Origin of the sequence: Polaribacter septentrionalilitoris (assembly GCF_009832745.1) — a bacterium.
Classification (GTDB): domain Bacteria; phylum Bacteroidota; class Bacteroidia; order Flavobacteriales; family Flavobacteriaceae; genus Polaribacter; species Polaribacter septentrionalilitoris.
In genome coordinates this window covers 62,984-86,306 of the sequence record NZ_VRMJ01000004.1, presented here as the reverse complement: position 1 = coordinate 86,306, position 23,323 = coordinate 62,984, and the positions used below count along the sequence as shown (strand labels likewise).

General features: G+C 30.2%; 23 protein-coding genes. 6 read left to right on the top strand and 17 right to left on the bottom strand.

The window, feature by feature from the left end; all coding sequences use genetic code 11:
* The first annotated feature begins 2 nt into the window (after nt 1-2).
* On the top strand, nt 3-170 hold the full coding sequence (locus FP421_RS15070; protein WP_201288772.1) for a hypothetical protein: 168 nt from the start codon (nt 3-5) through the stop codon (nt 168-170).
* A 36-nt stretch (nt 171-206) separates the two neighbouring features.
* On the opposite strand, the gene FP421_RS00410 is transcribed toward FP421_RS15070, so the two are convergent.
* The 10 genes from FP421_RS00410 to FP421_RS00365 all read right to left on the bottom strand — a co-directional run bounded on the left by FP421_RS00410 (nt 207) and on the right by FP421_RS00365 (nt 12,667).
* Nucleotides 207-809 (bottom strand): DUF4230 domain-containing protein, encoded by a 603-nt coding sequence (locus FP421_RS00410; protein ID WP_159946463.1) that lies wholly within the window; start codon nt 807-809, stop codon nt 207-209.
* A gap of 60 nt (nt 810-869) precedes the next feature.
* On the bottom strand, nt 870-1,223 hold the full coding sequence (locus FP421_RS00405; RefSeq protein WP_159946461.1) for a hypothetical protein: 354 nt from the start codon (nt 1,221-1,223) through the stop codon (nt 870-872).
* Nucleotides 1,224-1,354: 131 nt separating this feature from the next.
* Nucleotides 1,355-1,963, bottom strand: coding sequence for a lipoprotein signal peptidase (locus FP421_RS00400; RefSeq protein WP_159946459.1), 609 nt, complete (start codon nt 1,961-1,963; stop codon nt 1,355-1,357).
* Nucleotides 1,964-2,006: 43 nt separating this feature from the next.
* Nucleotides 2,007-2,666, bottom strand: a complete 660-nt coding sequence (locus tag FP421_RS00395) for a hypothetical protein (RefSeq protein WP_159946457.1) — start codon at nt 2,664-2,666, stop codon at nt 2,007-2,009.
* Nucleotides 2,659-6,642, bottom strand: coding sequence for a T9SS type A sorting domain-containing protein (locus FP421_RS00390; RefSeq protein WP_159946455.1), 3,984 nt, complete (start codon nt 6,640-6,642; stop codon nt 2,659-2,661). Before FP421_RS00390 ends, FP421_RS00395 begins: the two co-directional genes overlap by 8 nt.
* A gap of 162 nt (nt 6,643-6,804) precedes the next feature.
* Complete coding sequence (locus tag FP421_RS00385) at nt 6,805-7,182, bottom strand: TraR/DksA family transcriptional regulator (protein ID WP_159946453.1); 378 nt, start codon at nt 7,180-7,182, stop codon at nt 6,805-6,807.
* 4 nt (nt 7,183-7,186) lie between these two features.
* Nucleotides 7,187-10,594: an isoleucine--tRNA ligase gene (gene ileS, locus FP421_RS00380; protein WP_159946451.1), complete on the bottom strand. Its 3,408-nt coding sequence runs from the start codon at nt 10,592-10,594 to the stop codon at nt 7,187-7,189.
* 90 nt (nt 10,595-10,684) lie between these two features.
* Nucleotides 10,685-11,272 carry a geranylgeranyl reductase family protein gene (locus FP421_RS00375; protein WP_159946449.1) on the bottom strand — a complete coding sequence of 196 codons (588 nt, stop codon included), beginning with the start codon at nt 11,270-11,272 and terminating at the stop codon, nt 10,685-10,687.
* Between the two features lie 34 nt (nt 11,273-11,306).
* A complete protein-coding gene (locus tag FP421_RS00370; RefSeq protein ID WP_159946447.1) occupies nt 11,307-11,900 on the bottom strand; it encodes an FAD-dependent oxidoreductase in 594 nt (197 codons plus the stop codon).
* Nucleotides 11,901-11,908: 8 nt separating this feature from the next.
* Nucleotides 11,909-12,667 (bottom strand): TerB family tellurite resistance protein, encoded by a 759-nt coding sequence (locus FP421_RS00365; protein ID WP_159946445.1) that lies wholly within the window; start codon nt 12,665-12,667, stop codon nt 11,909-11,911.
* 157 nt (nt 12,668-12,824) lie between these two features.
* Here FP421_RS00365 and FP421_RS00360 point away from each other — a divergent pair, with 157 nt between their 5' ends.
* From FP421_RS00360 to FP421_RS00350, 3 genes are all read left to right on the top strand, one after another.
* Nucleotides 12,825-13,235 carry a BrxA/BrxB family bacilliredoxin gene (locus FP421_RS00360; RefSeq protein WP_159946443.1) on the top strand — a complete coding sequence of 137 codons (411 nt, stop codon included), beginning with the start codon at nt 12,825-12,827 and terminating at the stop codon, nt 13,233-13,235.
* Between the two features lie 89 nt (nt 13,236-13,324).
* On the top strand, nt 13,325-13,564 hold the full coding sequence (locus FP421_RS00355; protein WP_159946441.1) for a hypothetical protein: 240 nt from the start codon (nt 13,325-13,327) through the stop codon (nt 13,562-13,564).
* Nucleotides 13,565-13,566: 2 nt separating this feature from the next.
* On the top strand, nt 13,567-14,226 hold the full coding sequence (locus FP421_RS00350) for an HD domain-containing protein (protein ID WP_159946439.1): 660 nt from the start codon (nt 13,567-13,569) through the stop codon (nt 14,224-14,226).
* On the opposite strand, the gene FP421_RS15065 is transcribed toward FP421_RS00350, so the two are convergent.
* A complete protein-coding gene (locus FP421_RS15065) occupies nt 14,227-14,400 on the bottom strand; it encodes a hypothetical protein (RefSeq protein ID WP_201288771.1) in 174 nt (57 codons plus the stop codon).
* Nucleotide 14,401: 1 nt separating this feature from the next.
* On the bottom strand, nt 14,402-15,277 hold the full coding sequence (locus tag FP421_RS00345) for an AraC family transcriptional regulator (RefSeq protein ID WP_159946437.1): 876 nt from the start codon (nt 15,275-15,277) through the stop codon (nt 14,402-14,404).
* A gap of 204 nt (nt 15,278-15,481) precedes the next feature.
* Between FP421_RS00345 and FP421_RS00340 the strand changes: the two genes are divergently transcribed.
* Together FP421_RS00340 and FP421_RS00335 are read left to right on the top strand one after the other, a co-directional pair.
* Nucleotides 15,482-16,075, top strand: a complete 594-nt coding sequence (locus FP421_RS00340; protein WP_159946435.1) for a hypothetical protein — start codon at nt 15,482-15,484, stop codon at nt 16,073-16,075.
* 259 nt (nt 16,076-16,334) lie between these two features.
* Entirely contained in the window at nt 16,335-16,919 is a 585-nt protein-coding gene (locus FP421_RS00335; RefSeq protein WP_159946433.1) for a DUF3244 domain-containing protein, read from the top strand.
* 108 nt (nt 16,920-17,027) lie between these two features.
* On the opposite strand, the gene FP421_RS00330 is transcribed toward FP421_RS00335, so the two are convergent.
* From FP421_RS00330 to FP421_RS00310, 5 genes are all read right to left on the bottom strand, one after another.
* Nucleotides 17,028-17,801, bottom strand: a complete 774-nt coding sequence (locus tag FP421_RS00330) for an enoyl-CoA hydratase/isomerase family protein (RefSeq protein WP_159946431.1) — start codon at nt 17,799-17,801, stop codon at nt 17,028-17,030.
* Nucleotides 17,802-17,843: 42 nt separating this feature from the next.
* Nucleotides 17,844-19,253 (bottom strand): sensor histidine kinase, encoded by a 1,410-nt coding sequence (locus FP421_RS00325; protein ID WP_159946497.1) that lies wholly within the window; start codon nt 19,251-19,253, stop codon nt 17,844-17,846.
* 51 nt (nt 19,254-19,304) lie between these two features.
* Nucleotides 19,305-19,766, bottom strand: coding sequence for a hypothetical protein (locus FP421_RS00320; protein WP_159946429.1), 462 nt, complete (start codon nt 19,764-19,766; stop codon nt 19,305-19,307).
* 90 nt (nt 19,767-19,856) lie between these two features.
* Complete coding sequence (locus FP421_RS00315) at nt 19,857-20,111, bottom strand: SemiSWEET family sugar transporter (RefSeq protein ID WP_159946427.1); 255 nt, start codon at nt 20,109-20,111, stop codon at nt 19,857-19,859.
* Between the two features lie 97 nt (nt 20,112-20,208).
* Nucleotides 20,209-23,187 carry a leucine--tRNA ligase gene (locus tag FP421_RS00310; RefSeq protein ID WP_159946425.1) on the bottom strand — a complete coding sequence of 993 codons (2,979 nt, stop codon included), beginning with the start codon at nt 23,185-23,187 and terminating at the stop codon, nt 20,209-20,211.
* Nucleotides 23,188-23,323 lie beyond the last annotated feature (136 nt).

The window sequence follows — 23,323 nt, the reverse complement described above, 5'->3', positions numbered from 1 at the left end:
TCATGAAAAAAAACATAAAGAATACTCAAGAAATTACTCGTAAAGAAGCGATCAAAAAAATAGGAAACTACGGTAAGTATGCAGCGTTAACTGCTTTAGGAACCTATATGGTACTAAATCCTCAAAAAGCGCAGGCACAAAGCCCTGAAGCGCCTGGAACAGGGTTTTAATTCAAGATAAAAGCGAGATCAATTGGTCTCGCTTTTTTATTCTTTAAACTTTTCTAATACAACAGATTTCGTATTATCTATTATTTCCCAGTTATAAATTACAGATAGCTGATAAATTTTAGACAACTCTTGAAACAATCTATCTTTAGATTTATCCTTTAAATTTGTAATTTTAATAGTTTGCTTTATTTTTTCAATACTTTTTTTATTGATTTTATTCAATTCTTCTTTAGAAAAAGAGTTAAAGCTACTTTGCTGTAAATCAAAATACTTTATATCAGGAGAAATGGTAACTTCTTGATTTGGTATTTTATTAATGATGATTTGTTTCTTTATAGAATCTATTTGGATTTCTAATTTTGATAAGTCATAACCTACTTCAACATCAGCATGTATAGTTACAATTGCTTTTTTATCAAAAGAAAGATAATCGTAAAAATATTTTTTAGAATCAGAATAATTATAGGTTTCAGAAAAACTACCTTTTGTAACCACTAATTTACTTAAGTTCTTAATAGCATTTACTACAACCTGTATTTCTTCTCTTTGATATTTTTTTTCTTTTTTATAATAGCAAAACTTAGCGATAAAAAAACCAATTAGAAAAACAAAAAGATATTTAAGAAAGCGATTCATCATATCAAACAAAAAAACCTGTTATGAGTAAACATAACAGGCTCTAAAGATAGCACATTTATACTATAGATGTAGAGTTGTACATCCAGATTTACATCCTGCTAATGGGGCACATACTTTACCACAGAACTTTAATGAAATAGGATTTAAATTTAGAGTAATAGTTACTTCGGCTTTAAAACCTAAAGCACCTCCACCAATAGTTATAGAAGGATGATCTTTATTGATGGTGCCTCCACCAATTTTAATACCCATCAAAGTTACTTCTATATGTACATTGTCTCCTTGAACGTCTGCACAAATTTTTAAAACGTCTAAGAGAGTTATACAAGAATGACTTGTTGCTACTTGACCTGCTAAAGTTTCTGATCCGTTAATGTGAGTCAACACATCTTCTTTATGAATTGTTACTGCCATAATAAATAAGTTTAAGTTAATATTACAGCAAAACTAGCTTAGTGAACTCATGTATCTTAGAGTATTAACAGCTGTTTCGTAAAATAAGACTATATACTTAAGTAAAAATACTTAATTTTTAGGAGGGTAAATTATACGTTTTCTTCTTTAGGAAAAGCTTGTTTGCTAAAAATAAAAAGCAACACAACACCTACAGAGATAAAAGCATCTGCAGGATTAAAGATATATTGAAAAAAAGTATACGGTTCTCCTCCAATAAAAGGAAACCAATTAGGCAAAGTTCCTTCCCAAATAGGAAAATAAAACATGTCTACAACTTTCCCGAAAAACAACTTTCCATCAGTAGTTTCTGGGAATAATGTTGCAACTTCATGTCTTGGATGATTAAAAATTACACCATAAAAAATTGAGTCGATAATGTTGCCAATAGCACCAGAAAAAATTAATGAAATAGCTATAATAACTGCATTATGAACTTTCTTTTTAATATTTTGTACTAACCAATAAATTATTGCACTTACAGCAACTAATCGAAACAAGGTTAAAAAAAGTTTCCCACTTTTACCTCCAAATTCAAACCCCATAGCCATACCGTTATTCTCTGTAAAATGAATTCTAAACCAATCGAAAACAACAACTTCTTCACCCAAAACAAAATGTGTTTTGACGTAAATTTTAATAATCTGATCTAAAATAATCGCGATTATAATGGTAAATATGGCAAGCTTCTTTTTTGACATAAGGTTAAAATTTGTGCTCACAAAAATAGTAATATTATTGTGTTTATTGGGTAGTTAAAAAAATATTAGCTTTTATAGTTTCTATACTTAACTCGGTTGAGTTTTCGTTAAAATATTTTTGAATTTTTTTGGTATAGTTGATACTATCAACCTGGATGATACCTGTTTTAGTAATTGCTTCTATATTTGAGTTTTTTATGGAAGCATACACGTTTCCTGAATATAACTTTACTATTGTTTTTGATTTTATTTCATTCAGTTTTACAATTCCGTTATCAATATAAATTGATACTTTATTCTCAACATCTTTAGCAGTTATATCTACATTTTCACCAAAAATATACACTACTTTACCTTTAGGTACTTTTACAATTGCATTTGCTCTTTGCAACCTTTTAGTGATAAATTTTCTAAATATTACTTCTCTGGTTTCTGTTCCTTCAAACTCAAATTTTATGTTAACAATGTTATTTGAGTCTTCTATGTTAATTAATTGTTTATCATAACTTTCTGCATCCAACAAAACCTCTACAAAATTAGAACTAGAATTTTCTAAGATAATATTATCTAAACCTGCTGTATAAATGTTGATTTCTTTCGATGAAGTCTCAAATATTTTACTGACTTTCTTTTGCGAAAAAGTAATCACAGAAATCAATAAAAAAACAGATAAGAAACCTATTTCTAGAGATGATCTATTCAAGGAGTGCTTTTTTATTTATTGTTTCTTTTTCAGTTTCTATACTAATAATATAAATTGCTTTTGGTAAATTTTTAGTTGATATAAAATCTTTACTTTCTAAAGTATCTTCTAAAATTAATTTCCCTAAAAGATTATAAATTTTAACTGATTTTTTTCCTGATGGTAAATTTACAAATTGTAATTTAGTATCACTTGTAAAAATATGAAGTGATGAAAGAAAAGAATCATTTACAGCTAACGTTTTTGATTTTGTATGGATAAAAAATCGTTCTGATTCATTATCTAGTGTAGCACTTGTAAACTTATAAACTGTTTCTACAGAATTCATTAAAATAAATTTTCCTGTTTTTTTGTCTTCTAAGTAAACATCTTTTTCTTTGTAAATATTATTTGCATCAATGCTAATTTTAATTTCTTGATGAGCTGGAGCAATAATACCAACAGGTATTACAATGCTATAATCTTGAGGTATGGATTGTATAGACAATTTTAACTCATCATTACCATTTGCCAATTTTGTAAAAACTTCGAAATTACTTGATAATCCAGAATATAATGTACTATCAAATCCATTATCAAAACCTGTTGTAGCATTATCTATATAAAAAATATCTGAGTGTTTTTTTACATCACCCATATTAGCAATGACTTTAATTTCTGTTCTAGAATTACTACTTTTTAAAAAATTTTTATTCTGATGACTTTGCATTTGTTCTGTAAAAGATACCTGACCTCCTTCTGGTTTCGATTTTACAAAAAATCCTTGACCTGGAGCAGCAAACTGAGAAGTAGATACTAGGTTTGTAGGGGTGTAACTTGTGCCATTCCAAAGCCAAATGGTAAACTCATCTAGCACAGCTGAATTAGTTGTTAAAAAATTATTTGTACTGTTTGCATTTGGGTTTAAAGGAATATAAGAAGTAAAAACATTTCCTAAGAGATTAAACGCATTATTTGATCCTTTATCAATTGATTTACTTACATTTTCAGTTACTAAAGTTCCTGTAAAAGAAAGGTTTCCTGTTTCTGTTCTTAACATAGAATAACTAGTTCCTTGATTAAATTGTGCTGTCTCACCAGCAAGCATATAATTCCAACTACCAGAATCGTTACTATACGTTGCAATTCCTCTTTGATTTGGGTTTACAGTTCCTGAAGCTATTGAATTTGATGAAACCCAATTATTATCATAATTTTGACCATATAATGGCGAACTTACCAAATGCCAATCTGAACTTACATATCTATTATATGTTAGGTTTCCTGTAGAATTCCCTTCTACAATTAAGCTTCCAGAGTTTGATAATGTACTGTTGATAGTTAGTGTTCCGTTAATTGTTAAATCTTCTTTGATGGTTAATGCTGCAGATGTGTTTAAGGTTAATGCTGCATCAGTTTCTACTGATAAATTATCAAGTGTTACACTAGTATTTAAAATGGGTTTTGTTGTTGTATCTGGTATTTTTACATCAACATTTATAGCTGGTAAACCATTTGTCCAATTATTAGTATTTGTCCAGTCAGAATCAATAGTTCCTGTCCAGATTGTAAGCTTATTATCTTCAAATTTACCTGTATACATTCCTCTACCATAACTAGATGCTAAAACAGTATTGTCTACAGTTCTTAAATCAAAAGATGTTACAGCTACATTAGACATTCCGTTATAAGAATGATTCCAGGTTGGTGATGGATCTTTAAAGTTAGAACTATTCCAAACTCCTAATTCAGTCCCAATAATAACTTCATTAGTATTTAATGGATTCATTAAAATACATCTTACGTTAATGTCTGGTAAATTTCCTTCTTTATTTGCCCAACTTGCACCACCATCATCTGTAAACCAAATACTTTCAACTCCAAAATTATAGAAAGTAACCATAATTTCATTTTCATTAGCCCCAAATTCTATTGATGAAATACTTCCTAAAAAAGATGCTCCAGAAATATCAGTTATGGTTTGAGTTTCTGTTTCTGCATTTTCAATTTTCACCAATTTACCAGTTCTAGTTCCTGCATAAACTTTTGATGATGTTGTTGTGAAAGGTGAGACTTTTAAGGCTGTTATATCATTTAATAAAGCATCAGTTATATTAGTTCTAACTGGAGAATCAGTAGTGATATCAGTATATCTTGCTAAATGTGTACTTCCATTTGAATACAAAATATCTAAATTGTCATCTAATGCCATAGCGTTGACAAAATCACCTGAATTTTTATCACTTTGTATTATTTTATAAGAATTAGTATATGGCAAATTAAACCTCAAAATTCTGTTGTACAGATAAGTAACAATCATATATGCACCATCTTTATCTATAAAACATTGTGTGCCATCACCACCAAAAACACTTATTGTACTATTAATACCAGATGTTGCATTATTAAAAAATTGAGTTCCATTATCTTGAGAACCACCTAGAATATATTCTGTAGTAGAATTTTGCCCAAAAGCTCCGTTATAAAATTGAGTAATATTATAATCTTTATTCCTAACTTCTATTGCAGAAGTTGAGGTTGCTGCAGTAGAAAGTGAGTTTGCATAAAAAACACCTCCATCATTTCCGATAATTGCTTTATTAGCATCTGTTGGATGAAACATCCAACCATGCTGATCAGCATGTACAGAAGACACTGTTAACGCAGCCAAATCATTATTATTAGACCATTTTGAAATTTGTGTCCAATTTGCTCCACTGTCAGTAGTTCTAAATAAATCTATTCCTCCTACATATGCTATAGCATCATTTGTAGGGTCAACTTCTATAACCAAATCATAAAATGCTTGACCTCTAGTAAAATCATCTGCTGGTATACCTGTATCTGCATCATTAGGAAGTGATAAAATTGATGGTGAAGTAGCAAATGCATCTGTAGTTTTTAGAAGTGATACAAAAGGAGCAATCAATTCTTCAGAAACGTTTTCTGTATGAACTTGTGCCAATACATAAACAGTATTTGCATTTATTTTAGATGCTGCAATTTCTGTTCTTCTTCCATTAGTGATGGTATGTTTTAGAGTAAATGTTATTCCGTCTGAACTATTATAAATAAGACCTCCTCCTTTACCATAAACATTTCTATTGGTACCTAACCAAAGTGTATTATCAGTACCTATTTCAAACTTATTCGGTGCTACTGTTGTACCTTCTACATCTAACGTTATTTTTAACCAATTTTCCCCATCATCAGTAGATTTAAAAATTCCATAATCACTTGTACCTACAAAGGTATTTATAGGATTTGAGCTATAAAAACTTGCTCCAATAGCTGCAAAAACTTCAGAATCGTTTGTTGTATTACTATCTCCATCTTTATCTCTTACTATAATATCAGTCATAAAATATGTACCAGGAACATTCCCTGAAACAGTAGTTCCTCTAAGTTTATAAATATTTGTCCAAGTTGCTCCACCATCTGTAGATTTCCAAATTCCATTTCCTAATGCTTGTTGTGGAGAATATAGCTCACCAGTACCTAAATACATTATTTGAGAATTGTTTGGATCTACTGCCATACAAGTAACTGAAAGATTTTCATCGATACCAACTCTAGTCCAAGAAGAATTAGCATCAGTAATATCATTATTCACCCAAAGTCCTCCACTAACTCCACCAGCAAAAACTCGCTTGTGAGTCGCATCATTAGGGTCAAATAGCACTACTCTTGTTCTTCCTCCAACATTATTAGGACCTCTTTCAACCCATTGGTTATCAATTGCATCCCCAGGTGTTCTGTGTTGAAATTGCTTTTTAGATTTTAGTTCTTGTTGAACTTTATATATTTCTTCTGGATGTGTTCTACCTGTATACGGGTTGATTTCTAATAGGTACTTTTGTTCTAGATATTTATTAGGTGGTACTTCTTTTTCTAACCTTTCCTTTTTAGAAAGTTGAAGCGATTTTTGTAATGAATGATGCTTTACAAAATTAGAATGTTGTTGCTGATTAGTAAGTTTATTTTGATTTTTTATCATCAAAAAACAAACAACAAAAATTGAACATAAGAAGAAAGTAATTATCTTTTTCATTGTTCCAAAAATAAGATAATAATCTGATTAAAAGGAATTAAAAAAAGGCCTTCAAGTAACATTTAATTAACCTGAAAGCCTTTTGTAAGTTTTTAAAACTATAAAATCTTATTGTTTACGTTTAGCTTCTATACTTAACGTAGCATGAGGTACCAATCTTAAACGTTCTTTCTGAATTAACTTACCAGTAACTCTACACACACCATACGTACCATTTTCTATACGTAACAAGGCATTTTTTAAATCTCTAATAAACTTCTCTTGACGAATTGCCAATTGAACATTTGCCTCTTTGTTCATCACATCAGAACCTTCATCAAAAGACTTAAAAGATGGTGAAGTATCATCTGTACCATTGTTTGCATCATTTTTATATGCAGCTCTTAGCAAAGCTAAATCTTCTTCTGCTCTTGCTATTTTTTTGTCGATAATTTCTTTAAACTCTTGTAAGTCTTCTTCTGAGTATTTTACTTTGATATCTGACATAATCTTACATTTTTTCTATTAATATTTTACTTTTAATGGTATCAAATTCAACCTCTGTACCATTAGTTAACTCGTCTACAAAAACCAAATCTTTGGTTAAAGTTTCGCTCATAATGTATTCTTTATTATCAGTAATAGATTGCTGTAAGTTTTCATAATTTAAGATCGTTAACTTAATTCTATCTGTTACTTCTAAACCTGTGTCTTTACGTGCATTCTGAATTCTATTTACCAACTCTCTGGCAATTCCTTCTTTACGTAAATCTTCAGAAATCGTAACATCTAAAGCAACTGTTAACGAGCCCTCATTGGCTACTAACCAGCCTTCAATATCTTTTGATGATATTTCTACATCTGCGCGTTCTAAAATAATGTTTTTTCCATTAATGTCAAGCGCAATGTTGCCAACTTTTTCAATTTTGTTAATATCTTCTTTGGTAAACTTACCAACTGCTGCTGCTATAAAACGCATCTCCTTACCAAATTTTGGTCCAAGAGTCTTAAAATTAGGTTTTATTTGCTTAATTAAAATATCTGAAGCATCTTCCATCAATTGTATTTCTTTGATGTTTACCTCGTGTTTTATCAAATTAGCTACTGCTAAAATTTCTTCCTTTTGTTGTTGATTATCAACAGGAATCATAATTTTTTGTAAAGGTTGACGCACTTTAATCTTTTCTTTAGCTCTTAATGATAACACTAAAGACGATATGATTTGTGCATTCTCCATTTTACGCTCTAAACTCTTGTTTACAAAAGAGGCATCAAACTTTGGAAATTCTGATAAGTGAATGCTTTCTGAAGTTTCTTTTTTGGTAACAGCATTTAAATCTTGATACAATCTATCCATAAAAAACGGAGCAATTGGTGCACCTAGTTTTGCGATAGTTAACATACATGTATATAAAGTTTGGTAGGCAGAAATTTTATCTGCTTGATAATCGCCTTTCCAAAAACGTCTTCTACTTAAACGCACATACCAGTTACTTAAATATTCTTGTGTAAAATCTGATATTGCTCTTGCAGCCCTTGTTGGCTCATAATCTGCGTAGAATTTATCAACTTTATGGATTAATGTATGTAATTCTGATAGAATCCATCTGTCTAATTCTGGTCTTTCTGCTAAAGGAATATCTGCTTCATCGTAAGAAAAACCATCAATATTAGTATATAAAGAGAAGAATGAATAGGTATTATACAAGGTTCCAAAGAACTTACGTTTTACCTCTTCTATTCCATCCACATCAAATTTTAAATTATCCCAAGGATTTGCATTTCCTATCATGTACCAACGCGTAGCGTCTGCACCATATTTCCCTAAAGTTTCAAAAGGATCTACTGCATTTCCTAGACGTTTGGACATTTTTTGTCCGTTTTTGTCTAGCACTAATCCGTTTGAAACTACGTTTTTATACGCAACAGAATCAAAAACCATTGTTGCAATTGCGTGTAATGTATAAAACCAACCACGTGTTTGGTCTACACCTTCTGCAATAAAATCTGCTGGATATGATGTATTACCATCGATTTTTTCTTTATTTTCAAAAGGATAATGCCACTGTGCATAAGGCATAGATCCAGAATCGAACCAAACATCAATTAAGTCTGACTCACGTTTCATGGGTTCTCCTGATGGAGAAACTAATGTAATTTCATCCACAATATTTTTATGCAAATCAATCTTTGCATAGTTTTCATCTGAGTTATCGCCTACTTGAAAATCAGCAAAAATATCCGCTTCTAAAACACCAGCTTCTACAGCTTTTTGCATTTCTATTTTCAATTCTTCTACAGAACCAATACAAATTTGTTCTTTACCATCTTCTGTTCTCCAAATTGGTAATGGAATTCCCCAATAACGAGAACGTGATAGGTTCCAATCGTTTGCATTTGCCAACCAGTTTCCAAAACGACCTTCACCAGTTGATTTTGGTTTCCAGTTGATGGTCTTGTTTAGACTATGCATTTTGTCTTTTACTTCTGTTACTTTAATGAACCAAGAATCTAATGGATAATACAAAATTGGTTTGTCTGTTCTCCAACAATTAGGGTAACTGTGTTTGTACTTCTCTACTTTAAAGGCTTTGTTTTCTGTTTTTAATTTGATGGCAATTTCTACATCTACAGATTTTTCTGGAGCTTCACCATCAGTATAATACTCATTTTTTACATATTTCCCTGCAAACTCAGTAACTTCTGGTCTAAATTTACCTTGTAAATCTACTAACGGAACTAAATTATCGTTCTCGTCTTTTACCAACATTGGCGGAATTTCTGGAGTAGCTTGTTTGGCAACCAAAGCATCATCTGCTCCAAAAGTTGGTGCCGTATGTACAATTCCTGTTCCGTCTTCTGTTGTTACAAAATCACCAGCAATAACTCTAAATGCATCTTGAGGATTATCGTTTGGCAATACATAATCTAGGATTTGCTCATATTTAATCCCTACTAAATCTGTTCCTTTACATTCTGTACAAATTAAATATGGAATTTTTTTATCGCCTTTATTGTAAGCACTTAATTCTTCTACAGATTCAGTAAGTACATTGTTTTTTCCTGCAAATTGTTTGTCTACTAAATTCTTAGCCAAAATAACGTGAATTGGCTCAAAAGTATATTGATTATATGTTGCAACAACAACATAATCTATCTTTGGACCAACCGTTAACGCTGTATTACTTGGCAATGTCCAAGGAGTAGTTGTCCAAGCGATAAAATTTAAATTATCGAATTTTTTAAGAAATTCTGGTAAGGTATTTTCTATTGCTTTAAATTGTGCTACAATAGTGGTATCTGTAACATCTTGGTAGGTTCCTGGTTGATTTAATTCGTGAGAACTTAAACCTGTTCCTGCTTTTGGTGAATAAGGCTGAATGGTATATCCTTTATACAGTAACTCTTTATTGTAAATCTGTTTTAACAACCACCAAACAGTCTCCATATATTTAGGTTCATAGGTAATATATGGATCATCCATATCTACCCAATAACCCATTTTCTGAGTTAAATCATTCCAAATATCTGTGTAACGCATTACTGCTTTTCTACAAGCTGCATTGTATTCTTCTACAGAAATTTTCTTTCCAATATCTTCTTTGGTAATTCCTAATTCTTTCTCAACACCTAATTCTATTGGCAATCCGTGAGTATCCCACCCTGCTTTACGCTTTACTTGATAGCCTTTCATCGTTTTATAACGAGGAAAAATATCTTTAATCGCTCTTGCTAAAACGTGGTGGACACCAGGTAAACCATTTGCAGAAGGAGGTCCTTCAAAAAACACATAAGGTTTTGCTCCTTCTCTGGTAGTAACACTTTTTTCAAAGATGTTATTTTCCTCCCAATAATTTAAGATTTCGTCTGCAACTTTTGGTAAGTCAAGTCCTTTATATTCAGGAAATTTAACGCTCATTTTTAGTCTTTTCTAATAAGGATGCGAAATTAAGGAATTTCTTGAAATTTTATAGTGTGAAAAGCTTATAAATTAAAGAGTTTGCGTTAACTAAAACTTCTCTTTTTTAAATAAGAATGATAATTTAAGGAAACCATACTGAAAAACTCTGGCAAAAATTTTATTGTATTTAAAATTGAATAAGCTCTGAATCATATCTTCTGTAGAGAAATTTTTGTGAAAAAATTGCAATCTATTCTCTACTTGAATATCTGTATATCTGCTATACATTCTTCTTCCTGAGTATTCACTTAACTTCCACTTTAAAAGTTTTTTTCTTCTCCATTTTTTCTGATACTCATCAAAATTATTTTCTCCGGTAGTTATGTATTTACAGATATATTTAGAAGCTAACTCTGCTGTTTGCATTGCATATCGAATACCTTCTCCACCTCTAGGATTTATAGCTGAAACAGCATCGCCAACAGCAACAACTTTATTATGATAAAATTTATCCTTTAAGCCAATGCTATATCTTATGATACCGCCATGTTTATCGATAATTTTATATTCTTTGGCTTTAAGGTATTCATCAATAATTTTTTCTGTAATTTTTTTTGTGGTTTGGTTGGTCTTTTCTTGATCTTTAGATTTAATGTGTGTTTTACCTGCACCAACTTTTAAAATTTTATTTTCCATAGGAAAAATCCAAGAATACCCTTTAATAGCCCACTTATGACCTAGGAAAAAAAAGTAATTTATCTTTGTAATTGTCATAGATTTCTTGCGAAACTTCAATTTCATATTCTGTTCCGCTTCCTAATACCATTTCTGGCTGTTGTTCGTCTGCATCATACATCACTTTTCTCAGTGGACCAGTAGCATCTACCAAGAGTTTCGTTTTAATTTTGATGGATTCTTTAGACGATGTTGACAAAGTTACAATAACACCATCCTCAACATTATTTTTACTTTCATAGCGATGCCCCATAAAAACTTTACCTCCAAATTTCTTAGTTTCATTAGCTAAAAATTCTTTTAGTTTTTGAAAATTTAAAACAACACCTTTAACTGAATCTCCTTTCCATAAATAAGCCTTTTTTGTACATTGAATCTCTAAATCTGACCAATAAGCACCAACACAACTTTCTGGAATATCAAATTCTTCTAACGGTTCTAAAGTCATACCTGCACTAGAAAAATTGTTTAATGCAAAACTTTTATACTTCTCAACTAATGCTACTTTTAATCCTTTTTTAGCTAAGGTTCTACTTGTTTGACCTCCTGCTGGTCCTCCACCTATAACAACTACATCAAATTCTTCCATTACTAATTTTATAAACCTCTTTCATTTTTTATTTTTTCGTAAGCATTTTGAATGCTTTGAAATTTGTCTTTTGCACCTTTCAAATGCTCCTCTCCTAAATCTCTTAACTTATCTGGGTGGTATTTTTTTACCATTTTTCGATAGGCACTTTTTAGTTCTGAGTTTGAAGCTGATTTTTCTATTTCTAGAATTTTGTATGCATTATCTGAAGCATCAAAAAACATTGCTTTTATGGATTCGAAGTCTCTTTGATTAATGTATAGATAACTAGAAATTTTTCTAATTTCTTCTACCTCTATTTCTGTTACAAATTCATCTGCTTTAGCAATACCAAAAAGAAAATGCACCAACTGTAATCGAGAAGCATGAGACATATTTTGTCTAATTTGAATACAAACTTGACGTGCAGAAACTTTCTTTTTTATAATTCCATTAAAAAGCTTGAAAGCATTATTGGCTCTTTGTTTACCATACATACTCACAAATTGGGCACGTACGTAATCTAATTCTCTTTGGTCAACTTTTCCATCAGATTTTATTACAATAGAAGCCAACACTAATAGGCTCATTTCAAAATCGCCAGATTGTGTATTTCTATTTCTTTCTGCACCTTTTACGCTACGTTGATATTCTTCTTGCTCTTCTTTTAAATCATCATCAGAAAAACCATCTACAAAACTACCAATAGCAAAACCAATTGCTGCACCAATAGGACCTCCAAAACTAAACCCTAATCCAGCTCCCAGCCACTTGGTAAAATTTCCCATATTCTTTAATTTTTTTCAAATATACATAAATAGGTAGCTTTTTAAAGGCATTTGTTACATATCAATTTTATTGATATATCTATTGAAATAAGTATGTTCTGTAACTTGAAATCTGTTAGATTTGTTTTTATATTTGCAAACTAAATAGTTAAAAATTATGTATCCAGAAGAATTAGTAAAACCAATGCGTGATGAGTTAATTAACGCTGGTTTTGAAGCATTATATACAAGTGAAGATGTTGAGAAAGCAATGGCAAAAGAAGGTACAACTCTAGTAGTTGTGAATTCTGTTTGTGGATGTGCTGCAGGTACTGCAAGACCAGGAGCTATAGCTTCTTTAGGTGCAGATAAAACTCCAGATAACTTAACTACTGTTTTTGCAGGTGTTGAGAAAGAATCTACACAAAAAGCTCGAGAATTTATGATTCCGTTTCCACCTTCTTCTCCAGCAATGGCTTTGTTTAAAGATGGTAATTTAGTACATATGCTAGAACGTCATCATATAGAAGGAAGATCTGCACAAATGATTGCTCAAAACTTAGCACAAGCTTACGAAGAGTATTGTTAATCTCTTACAAAAAAGGTTTTTGAACAAAGAACTAAGACAAATCCACGTAAGTTTACGTGGATTTGTTATTTAAAAAAACATATCAACATATGGCTTCGCAATTTTCTACATATACCAAAGAAGAACTTTTAAAAAAATTAAAAAAACAAAAAACAGGAGCAATAGTTCACGGTTTTATTGTTTTATTGATGATTGTTTTTGCAATTTTCACCACTATTAAAAATGGAATTTCTTTTCAAACCTTTTTGCCTTTATTTTTTATTCCGATGGAAGTGATTATGCTAATTGAGTTGAAAAAAATAAAAAAGGAATTAAAAACGAGAAATTAGGAATGAACCAAGAAAAAATCATAGAGAACACCATAGAATTTGTTAAAGAGGAATTGAAAAATGCTGAAGGTGGTCATGACTGGTTTCATATAGAACGTGTTTTTAGAAATGCCATTTTAATTTCTAGAGAAGAAAAGGTTGATGTTTTTGTGGTTTCTTTAGCGGCATTGTTACATGATATTGCTGATCCAAAGTTTCATAACGGAGATGAAAAAATTGGTCCAAAAAAAGCGAAAGCATTTTTGATTTCTCAAAAAGTTCCAAAAGAAATAGGAAAGCATGTGGTAAAAATCGTTAAAAACGTTTCTTTTAAGAATTCTTTAGAAAAAAAAGGTGAAAAATTTACCTCAATAGAATTAGAGGTTGTGCAAGATGCTGATAGACTTGATGCAATTGGTGCTATTGGAATTGCTAGATGTTTAAATTATGGAGGTTTTAAAAATAGACCTTTGTACGATCCATCAATATTACCGAATTTAAATATGACAAAAGAGGAATATAAAAATTCTACTGCGCCAACTATCAATCACTTTTATGAAAAACTTCTGCTTTTAAAAGATAAAATGAACACCAAAACCGGAAAACGAATAGCTAATCAAAGACATAGCTATATGGAAGGTTTTCTAAAACAGTTTTATAATGAATGGAATGGTGTTAAATAACTAATTTTCTTTCGCTACTTCTAAGGCTGTAATTTTATTTTCTAAAACTGCTAATTCTGATCCGCACTCAATAATTTTATCCACAGATAAATTACTATTAGAGTTCACAAAATTTAGCAACTCATTACTTTTAAAAGTATAATACTCTATAGCTTTATCTATCTGTGAACTCATTTTATTGTTGAATTAAATTCATCATTTCACTTCTATATTTTGAAGCTGATTTACCTGTAAACTCTTTAAACAGTTTATTAAAGTGAGAGAAATTATTAAAACCACATTCAAAACAAATATCTGTAATACTTGTTTGACTCTCTGCTAATAGCTTAGTTGCATGAACAACTCTGTATTCATTTACTAATTTTGTAAATGTTTTTCCGGTTGTTTTTTTAAAAAAACGACAAAATGCAGGAACAGTCATACTAACTAAATCTGCAATCTCGTCTAGACTTATATGCTGATTAAAATTATCATTAATATGCTTAAAAATAATATCAATCTTACTACTGTCTTGTGGTTGCGTTTCAAAAGCAAAACCATCAGCATTTAATATTGTATAGTCTTCAGATTTTGAGAGTGTGTGTAAAATCTCTAATAAGATTAAAATTTGCTTAAAACCTTTTTTCTCGGCAATTTTTTCAATTTTTGGACCAAGTTTCTTTTTGGTTTCAATACCAAATAAGATTCCTTTTTTTGCTTTTTCAAATAAAATACTGATCGGTTTCATCTCTGGTGCAGAAAAAAAGTTTTCTCCTAAAAACTCAGGTTTAAATTGTATTAATGTTTCTGAACCATTTGTGGTAAGTCTGTCTGTAAAACCATTATGAGGTAAATTAGAACCTATTAACAACAATTGACTATTATTAAAGTAAGACAAATGATTACCTATATGCCTCTTTCCTTTACCTTTATTTACGTATACTAATTCTATTTCTGGGTGAAAATGCCAAAAAGCTTTAATTTCTTTTAAGAATTCTGTATGTTTTTTGACCAATATAGAACTTCCAAAATCTGGACTTATTTTTTCTAAAGTTGGTTTAACATTCTTCATATATATTATATCTAATTGTTTAACAAAATTACGATACAATATATTGATAAAATACATAAAATTACCAAACTTATATACTAAATTAACATTTTAATAATTTAACATTAATATAACAGATAATTTAGTATACAAAGTAGCCAATATTGATGTTTTCAAAACTTTAGTTCCATTCTATCTTTGCAGTGGATTTAATCATCAATAAAAATGAAAAAAACGATTAAGAATTTCGCAGTAGTGGCTTTAATGTTTGGAACATTAGTTAGTTACGCAAACAACAAAACAAACACTACAGAAACAACAGTTGGTAAAAATACTGTTAAAGTAGAATTTAAAAATGTAAAAGAAGGTCACATTTTAAATATCAAGAATGATAACGGTGAAGTAGTTTACAAAAAAGAAGTTAAGAAATCTGGGACATTCTCTAAGATATTTAATTTATCAGCTTTAGAAAATGGAAACTATAGTGCTGAATTAGTAAAAGATTTTGAAATTGAAATAAAAAACTTTGAAGTAAAAAATGGCTTGGTTACATTTTTTGATTCAAATTCAGAAAAAATATTTAAACCTGTTATTAGATCTGAAGGAAACCTTATTTATGTTTCTAAAATTGAATTTAATGACAAACCTCTTGAAGTTGACATATATTATAATGATGAAATTGTATTATCTGAAACTTTAAAAGGAAATGGAAATGAAATTTTAAAAAGAGCATACAAACTTTCTGATAGTAAATCTGGAGATTACACAATTGTAATAAACTCGAACAGCAGATATTATACTAAAAGATTTAGAAAATAAATTTAGTTAATTGTTTCGTCGAACTATTGGTACGTTTGACAAAAGCGAGTCTTAATTGACTCGCTTTTTTTTTGTAATAAAAATTATTATGCATGCACAGTATATATTTTTAACTTCAATATATTCTATATTAACCTAACACTGTGTTAACAATTAGTTAACTGATTAAAATAACATATAAAGTTACCAATTCTGTTGTTTTTAAAACTTGATTCTGTATATAACTTTGCAGTGTTATTAATCATTAAATGAGAAAAAAATGAGAACATCTATCAAAAAGAATCTATTAGTAGCATTAATGTTTGGAACATTATTAGGTTACGCAAAAGAAAATCCTAGCCCTACAAATTTAGTAGGTGGAAAGAAAGTTAAAGTTGAGTTTAAAACTGTAAAGAAAGGACAAACTTTAAAGATCAAAGATGAAAACGGAACAACAATTTATGAGCAAACTATTCAAAACTCAGGAGTATATTCAAAAATATTTGATTTAACCGCTTTAAAAGACGGAATTTATACCACTGAGCTTGAAAAAGACTTTGAAATTGTCCTTAAAAAAATCGAAGTTAAAAATGGAAATGTTAAATTTTTAGAAAAAGAAAACGCAAAAGTTTTTAAACCAGTAATTAGAAATGAAGGTGATTTAATATTAATCTCTAAAATTACTTTTAATAAACAACCTGTTAAAGTAATTTTATATTATGAAAATGAAGTAATACTTTCTGAAACTCTTAAAGGAGAAAAACTTATAAATAGAGTTTACAAGTTATCTAAGATATATAGAGGGGACTATAAAGTTGTTATTAATACCGACAATAGAAATTACATTAAAAACTTCGACATTTAAAAATAGTTTAGTTAATTTTTCATCAAGCTACTGCTATAAATTTGATGAACAAAAGCGAGTCTTAATTGACTCGCTTTTTTATTTATAATAATATAAGAACTTTAAAGTTTAAAAATTGGGCTTTCTTTTTTCAAGGAAAGCTGTGGTACCTTCTTTAAAATCTTCTGTACCAAAACATTCACCAAACGCATCAATTTCAATATCAAATCCATTAATGCCATCAGCAAAATTAGCATTAACTGCTCTAATTGCAGCACTAATAGCTGTTGATGAGTTTCGCATAATTTTTGAAGCTATTTTCTCTCCTAAAGCCAATAATTCTTCTTGCGGAACTACTTCATTTACCAAACCCCAACCTTTTGCTTCATCTGCAGTAATCATACCTGCAGTCATAATCATTTCCATGGCTTTTCCTTTTCCTACCAATTGGGGTAAACGTTGTGTGCCACCATAACCAGGTATTACACCAAGAGAAACTTCTGGCAATCCCATTTTTGCATTTTCTGAAGCAATTCTAAAATGACAAGCCATTGCCAGTTCTAAACCTCCACCCAAAGCAAAACCATTTACACAAGCAATTACAGGAATTGATAAATTTTCTACAAAATCAAACAACATTTCTTGCCCCTGTCTTGCTAAATCCCCTCCTTCTTGAACAGAAAAATCAGCAAATTCGGAAATATCAGCTCCTGCAACAAAAGCTTTTTCGCCACTTCCTGTCAAAAGAATTGCTCTGATACTCTCATCATCTTCAATAGCTTTAAATGCTGTGTGCAATTCATTTATTGTTGCTTTATTTAAAGCGTTTAACTTTTTAGGTCTATTAATAATAACAGTTGCTAAACCATTATTCTTTTCAAGTAAAATATTATCAAAACTCATATTAATTATTTTTTAAATTTATGTTTTAAGAGAATTTCTTGTTTATTTTGTTGGTAATATCACTACAAATTCAGTTCCAATTCCTTCTGTTGATGTAAATGAGATAGAGCCTTCATAAGCTTCTATAATATTCTTTATCATTGGTAAACCTAAACCCATTCCACTTGATTTTGTTGTAAATTTAGGTTCAAAAATTAGATTTTTTAAATCATCTGCTATACCTTTTCCATTATCAGAAACCGAGATTTTTACAGTATTATGTTCTGAAGTTACTTTTACATCTATAGAAGGATTCTCTTCTTTATTTGTAGCCTGAATTGCATTTTTAACCAAATTGGTCACAATTCTAATCAATTGTGTTTTGTCTAAATTGGCATTTAATTTTTTTACTTTTGGTAGGTAATGAATATATTCTTCTGTAAAAATATCTAAAGCAAATTTTACCACATTAACTACTTCTATTTCCTCTCTTTTTTGAGTCGGCATTTTAGCAAAATCCGAAAATGCAGACGCTATGGAACTCATTACATCTATTTGCTGAATAAGTGTTTGGCTAAATTCTGTTAATTTTTCTTTGGCTTTTTCATCCTTAGGATCAAACTTTCGCTCAAAACTTTGCACAGTTAAACGCATGGGTGTTAGCGGATTTTTTATTTCATGTGCTACTTGTTTTGCCATTTCTCTCCAAGCTTGTTCTCGTTCACTTCTTGCCAATTTTGCAGCACTTTCTTCTAACTCATCTATCATATTATTATAAGCGTCTACTAAAATTTCTATCTCAGAACTGGCTTTTTTAAGAATGATTTTTTCGTTTCTTTCATTGAGACGAGTTTGCTCCATTTTATCAGAAATTCTTTTAATAGATCTCGTAATGTAACTAGATAAAAAATACGCAAAAACAATGGCTATTAAGAACATTAAAATATACACTAACCCTAATCTAGAAATAAATTCTTTAAGTTCTTTTTCTATTTCTGAATTGTCTTGGGTAAACTGAAGTTCTAAAACACCAATTCTTTTAAATTTTGGATCGTTTATGTAGGAGTATGAAGATTGATATCCAATTCCATCTTCTTCTCTTGTTTTTAAAATTCTGTGATTAGAGTTTTGTGCCAATTCTATCAATACCTCCTCTGGTATTGGTTTTGTTTGTATTTTTTCAAATGCACTGGCTACTGATGATTTTAATAAGGTTCCTTCTAAGTCATAAATAGAAATATTTAACTTGTTTATTGATGATATTTCGTAAATACGTTCTTTAAAAATTTTAGATAAATTGCTTGTATTTATTGGGTAAGTTGTTTTGTTCTTTAGCTCAAGTTCAATAATTTGTTTTGTGGTAGATTCTTTACGCTCAAATCGTTGTATGTTGTAGTCTTTGGTTTGTTCATCATATTGATAAATGGTAACAACAACAATTAACACTGATGCCAATAATACCAATAAAATCATTGATAAAAAGATACGTATTCTTAAAGAAATATTTTTAAATCTAAACAAGCCTTATTGTTTTATTCTTTTAGTTTTCATTGTTAAGATATCATCAAAAAAACCATCTTCATCCCAGTCATATAAACTTTTTCCAATAAATCCCTCTTGAGTTGCTGTAATATGATACCCCACTTTCATATCTCTACCATTGTAATAAAACTCAACAAAAAGCGAATCATTAATTACATTCCATGTTCCCTTAGAAGGTGATATTTTTTCTCCTTTTAGATTTTTAAACCAAGCAAAAAAAGTACCGTCTTTATTGTATTTAGATTGAGCAACTAATTCAGGATTATTTTCAAATTTATCTTCATAAACTTGTAATGAATCTGTGTTATTTACGGTATGCATTTCAATTTTTAAATACGTAGTTTGCCACGAATCTACCATAAAATTTTTGATTGATTTTTCTTTTGAACAAGCTGCAAATAACATACCGAAAACAATAAATGGTAAAATATATTTTAGTTTCATTCTATTTTTACTTAATGTCTCACAAGATACTCAAATAAAAAAGTCGTTACAAATACTGTAACGACTTTTACTATTATTTAAGGTTTACTTTTATTTATATTTTAATTTGAGTCCAATTAAAATTAAAGTAGATATTGCAGTGATTCCATTTGCCAAAATCATTGGTAAACTATTTAAGTAGAAACCATATACTAACCACAATGATACTCCAATAAAAAATGAAACATACATTGTTAAAGACAGTGCTTTAGTGTCTTTTGTTTTCCAAGTTTTGTACACTTGAGGCAAAAATGCAGCAGTTGTTATAATTGCTGCTAACATCCCTAAAACTTCAAAAATATTCATTGTATTTTTTCTTTATCATTTTGTTTTATTGGTCGTAAAAAAACAATAAAATTATACATCAAAAATACTAAAACGTTTTCTTAAAAATAGTTAGTATTTAACCTACTATATTTACAATTTTACCAGGAACTACAATCACTTTTTTAGGAGTTCTTCCTGCAAGTTGTGCTTGAGTTTTTTCATGTGCTAGTACTGTTTTTTCAATTTCATCTTTAGATAAATCTAAAGGAAGCTCTAGAGTAAAACGCATTTTTCCATTAAATGAAATCGGATAATTTTTAGAACTTTCAACTAAATGTTTTGCATCAAATTTTGGAAAAGGAACAGTTGATATACTTTCTGTATGTCCTAATTGACTCCATAATTCCTCAGCAATATGAGGAGCATAAGGAGAAATCAACACCAATAATGACTCTAGAATTTCACGTTTGTTACATTTTTGAGCAGTGAATTCATTTACAGCAATCATAAATGTAGAAACAGATGTGTTAAAAGAGAAATTCTCGATATCTTCTTCTACTTTTTTGATGGTTTTGTGCAACGTTTTTAACTCATCTTTTGTTGGAGTAGCATCAGAAACTTCAAAGTTTTCTCCATTATAAAACAGCTTATACAATTTCTTCAAGAAAGAATACACACCAGAAATACCAGAGGTTTTCCAAGGTTTCGCTTGTTCTAAAGGTCCTAAAAACATTTCGAACAATCGCAAAGCATCTGCACCATATTCTTCACAAATATCATCTGGATTTACCACATTGTATTTGGATTTAGACATTTTTTCTACTTCTCTAGAAACTTTAAAAGAACCATCTTCTTCAGTTATAAATTCTGCACTTTTATACTCATTATTTAATGGATGATTTTTAAAACCTTCGATATCTAATTCATCAGAAGCATTCACTAAAGAAACATCTGCGTGAATTGCGTTTTTAGTAATCATTACCAAATCTGCATAATTTGGATTTAAAAGCTTTTTATCTAACAAATAATTTTTAACAAGTGTTTCAAATTCATCATCAGAATTAAATAAATTTTTAGAAACAAAAAGTGTTGGTATGTTCTCAATAACATCATCATTAGATTTATCTATAGCACAACCATTTTTAACAAATACTGAAGTTTTGTAAACAAAAGCACTCGTCCCTAAAATCATTCCTTGGTTAATTAGTTTTTTTGCAAACTCATCTACAGGAACAATATTTTTATCAAACAAAAACTTTTGCCAAAAACGCGCATACAATAAATGCCCTGTTGCGTGTTCTGAACCACCAATGTATAAATCTACATTTTGCCAATAATCTAAAGCTTCTTTGCTTGCAAATTCTTTGGTATTATCAGCATCCATATATCTATTAAAATACCAAGAACTTCCTGCCCAACCAGGCATTGTGTTTAATTCTAATGGAAACACAGTTTCATTATCTATTAAATCATTAGAAACAACTGTATTTGTTGCTATATTCCAAGCCCAAACTTCTGCATTTCCTAAAGGTGGTTTTCCATCTTCTGTTGGCAAATATTTTTCTACTTCTGGTAATACAATTGGTAAGTGTTTTGCGTCAATCATTTGAGGCATTCCATCCTTATAATACACAGGAAATGGCTCACCCCAATAACGTTGTCTGCTAAAAACAGCATCACGTAATCTGTAGTTTATTTTTCCGTAACCAAAACCACGTTTTTCCATTTCGTAGATGGCTAACTTTAATGCTTTTTTATATTTCAATCCAGATAAGAAATCGGAATTTGCAATTACAGTGCCTTCTTTATCTGCATGAGCAGCCTCAGAAATATCAACACCTTCAAAAATATTTGGAATAGGAATGTTAAAATGTTTTGCAAAATCATAATCACGCTGATCACCACAAGGCACAGCCATAACAGCTCCTGTACCATAACTTGCTAACACGTAATCTCCAATCCAAATTTGTACTTTATCGCCAGAAAAAGGATGTATTGCATACGCTCCTGTAAACGCACCAGAAATGGTTTTCACATCTGCCATTCTATCGCGTTCAGAACGTTTTGCTGTTGCAGTAATATATTCTTCAACTTCGGCTTTTTGAGCATCTGTTGTAATTTGTGAAACTAATTCGTGTTCTGGAGCTAAAGTCATAAAACTTACTCCGTAAATGGTATCTGGACGAGTTGTAAAAACTTCTATAGTTTTTGGTTGTTGGTTATGGGTTGTGGTTTCATCTACTTGGAAAGAAACCATGGCTCCTTGAGAACGACCAATCCAATTGGTTTGAGAGTCTTTTAAAGGTTGTGGCCAATCTATATTTTGTAGACCATCTAACAAACGCTGTGCGTAAGCAGAAATTCGCATAGACCACTGTGTCATTTTTTTACGAACAACAGGATGTCCTCCACGTTCTGAAACTCCGTTTACAATTTCATCATTAGCTAAAACTGTTCCTAAAGCAGGACACCAGTTTACTTCTGTATCTGACAAAAATGTTAAACGATATTGTAATAAAATTTCTTGTTTTTTTGTTGATGAAAAATCGGCCCAATCTTTAGAAGAAAAAGAAACAATATCTTCATCGCAAACTGCATTTACAGTTGTGTTTCCTTCTTTTTCAAAAATTGAAACTAAGGTTGAGATATCTTCTGCTTTGTCTGTATCTTTATTGTACCAAGAGTTAAAAAGTTGAATAAAAATCCACTGAGTCCATTTATAATATTCAGGATTTGAAGTACGTACTTCTCTGCTCCAATCAAAAGAAAATCCAATTTGATCTAGCTGTCTTCTGTAGGTTTTTATATTTTCTTCAGTCGTTTTTGCAGGATGTTGCCCAGTTTGAATAGCATATTGTTCTGCTGGTAAACCAAAAGAGTCATAACCTTGAGGGTGCAATACATTGAAGCCTTTATGACGTTTGTAACGCGCATAAATATCACTAGCAATATAACCTAAAGGATGCCCAACATGTAAACCTGCTCCACTTGGATAAGGAAACATATCTAACACATAATATTTAGGTTTGTCACTTTCATTACTGGCTTTGAATGTTTGGTTTTTAGCCCAAAACTCTTGCCATTTCTTTTCTATTTCTTGGTGATTGTATTGCATCATCTTTGCTTTTAGAGGGTGCAAATTTAAGGTTATTTTAGATTTTTTTTGGAATTATCGAAACATATCTTAAGTTAAAAATATAGTAACTTAAAGATTACTATGCCTCTATTAAAGTTTAACAAAAAAATTCTTA

Bases quoted from the DNA above. Each gene is read 5' to 3' on its own strand.
- FP421_RS15070 (WP_201288772.1), top strand. From the start codon at position 3: ATGAAAAAAAACATAAAGAATACTCAAGAAATTACTCGTAAAGAAGCG.
- FP421_RS00410 (WP_159946463.1), bottom strand. From the start codon at position 809: ATGATGAATCGCTTTCTTAAATATCTTTTTGTTTTTCTAATTGGTTTT.
- FP421_RS00405 (WP_159946461.1), bottom strand. From the start codon at position 1,223: ATGGCAGTAACAATTCATAAAGAAGATGTGTTGACTCACATTAACGGA.
- FP421_RS00400 (WP_159946459.1), bottom strand. From the start codon at position 1,963: ATGTCAAAAAAGAAGCTTGCCATATTTACCATTATAATCGCGATTATT.
- FP421_RS00390 (WP_159946455.1), bottom strand. From the start codon at position 6,642: ATGATAAAAAATCAAAATAAACTTACTAATCAGCAACAACATTCTAAT.
- FP421_RS00385 (WP_159946453.1), bottom strand. From the start codon at position 7,182: ATGTCAGATATCAAAGTAAAATACTCAGAAGAAGACTTACAAGAGTTT.
- ileS (WP_159946451.1), bottom strand. From the start codon at position 10,594: ATGAGCGTTAAATTTCCTGAATATAAAGGACTTGACTTACCAAAAGTT.
- FP421_RS00375 (WP_159946449.1), bottom strand. From the start codon at position 11,272: ATGGAAAATAAAATTTTAAAAGTTGGTGCAGGTAAAACACACATTAAA.
- FP421_RS00370 (WP_159946447.1), bottom strand. From the start codon at position 11,900: ATGGAAGAATTTGATGTAGTTGTTATAGGTGGAGGACCAGCAGGAGGT.
- FP421_RS00365 (WP_159946445.1), bottom strand. From the start codon at position 12,667: ATGGGAAATTTTACCAAGTGGCTGGGAGCTGGATTAGGGTTTAGTTTT.
- FP421_RS00360 (WP_159946443.1), top strand. From the start codon at position 12,825: ATGTATCCAGAAGAATTAGTAAAACCAATGCGTGATGAGTTAATTAAC.
- FP421_RS00355 (WP_159946441.1), top strand. From the start codon at position 13,325: ATGGCTTCGCAATTTTCTACATATACCAAAGAAGAACTTTTAAAAAAA.
- FP421_RS00350 (WP_159946439.1), top strand. From the start codon at position 13,567: ATGAACCAAGAAAAAATCATAGAGAACACCATAGAATTTGTTAAAGAG.
- FP421_RS15065 (WP_201288771.1), bottom strand. From the start codon at position 14,400: ATGAGTTCACAGATAGATAAAGCTATAGAGTATTATACTTTTAAAAGT.
- FP421_RS00345 (WP_159946437.1), bottom strand. From the start codon at position 15,277: ATGAAGAATGTTAAACCAACTTTAGAAAAAATAAGTCCAGATTTTGGA.
- FP421_RS00340 (WP_159946435.1), top strand. From the start codon at position 15,482: ATGAAAAAAACGATTAAGAATTTCGCAGTAGTGGCTTTAATGTTTGGA.
- FP421_RS00335 (WP_159946433.1), top strand. From the start codon at position 16,335: ATGAGAACATCTATCAAAAAGAATCTATTAGTAGCATTAATGTTTGGA.
- FP421_RS00330 (WP_159946431.1), bottom strand. From the start codon at position 17,801: ATGAGTTTTGATAATATTTTACTTGAAAAGAATAATGGTTTAGCAACT.
- FP421_RS00325 (WP_159946497.1), bottom strand. From the start codon at position 19,253: ATGATTTTATTGGTATTATTGGCATCAGTGTTAATTGTTGTTGTTACC.
- FP421_RS00320 (WP_159946429.1), bottom strand. From the start codon at position 19,766: ATGAAACTAAAATATATTTTACCATTTATTGTTTTCGGTATGTTATTT.
- FP421_RS00315 (WP_159946427.1), bottom strand. From the start codon at position 20,111: ATGAATATTTTTGAAGTTTTAGGGATGTTAGCAGCAATTATAACAACT.
- FP421_RS00310 (WP_159946425.1), bottom strand. From the start codon at position 23,187: ATGCAATACAATCACCAAGAAATAGAAAAGAAATGGCAAGAGTTTTGG.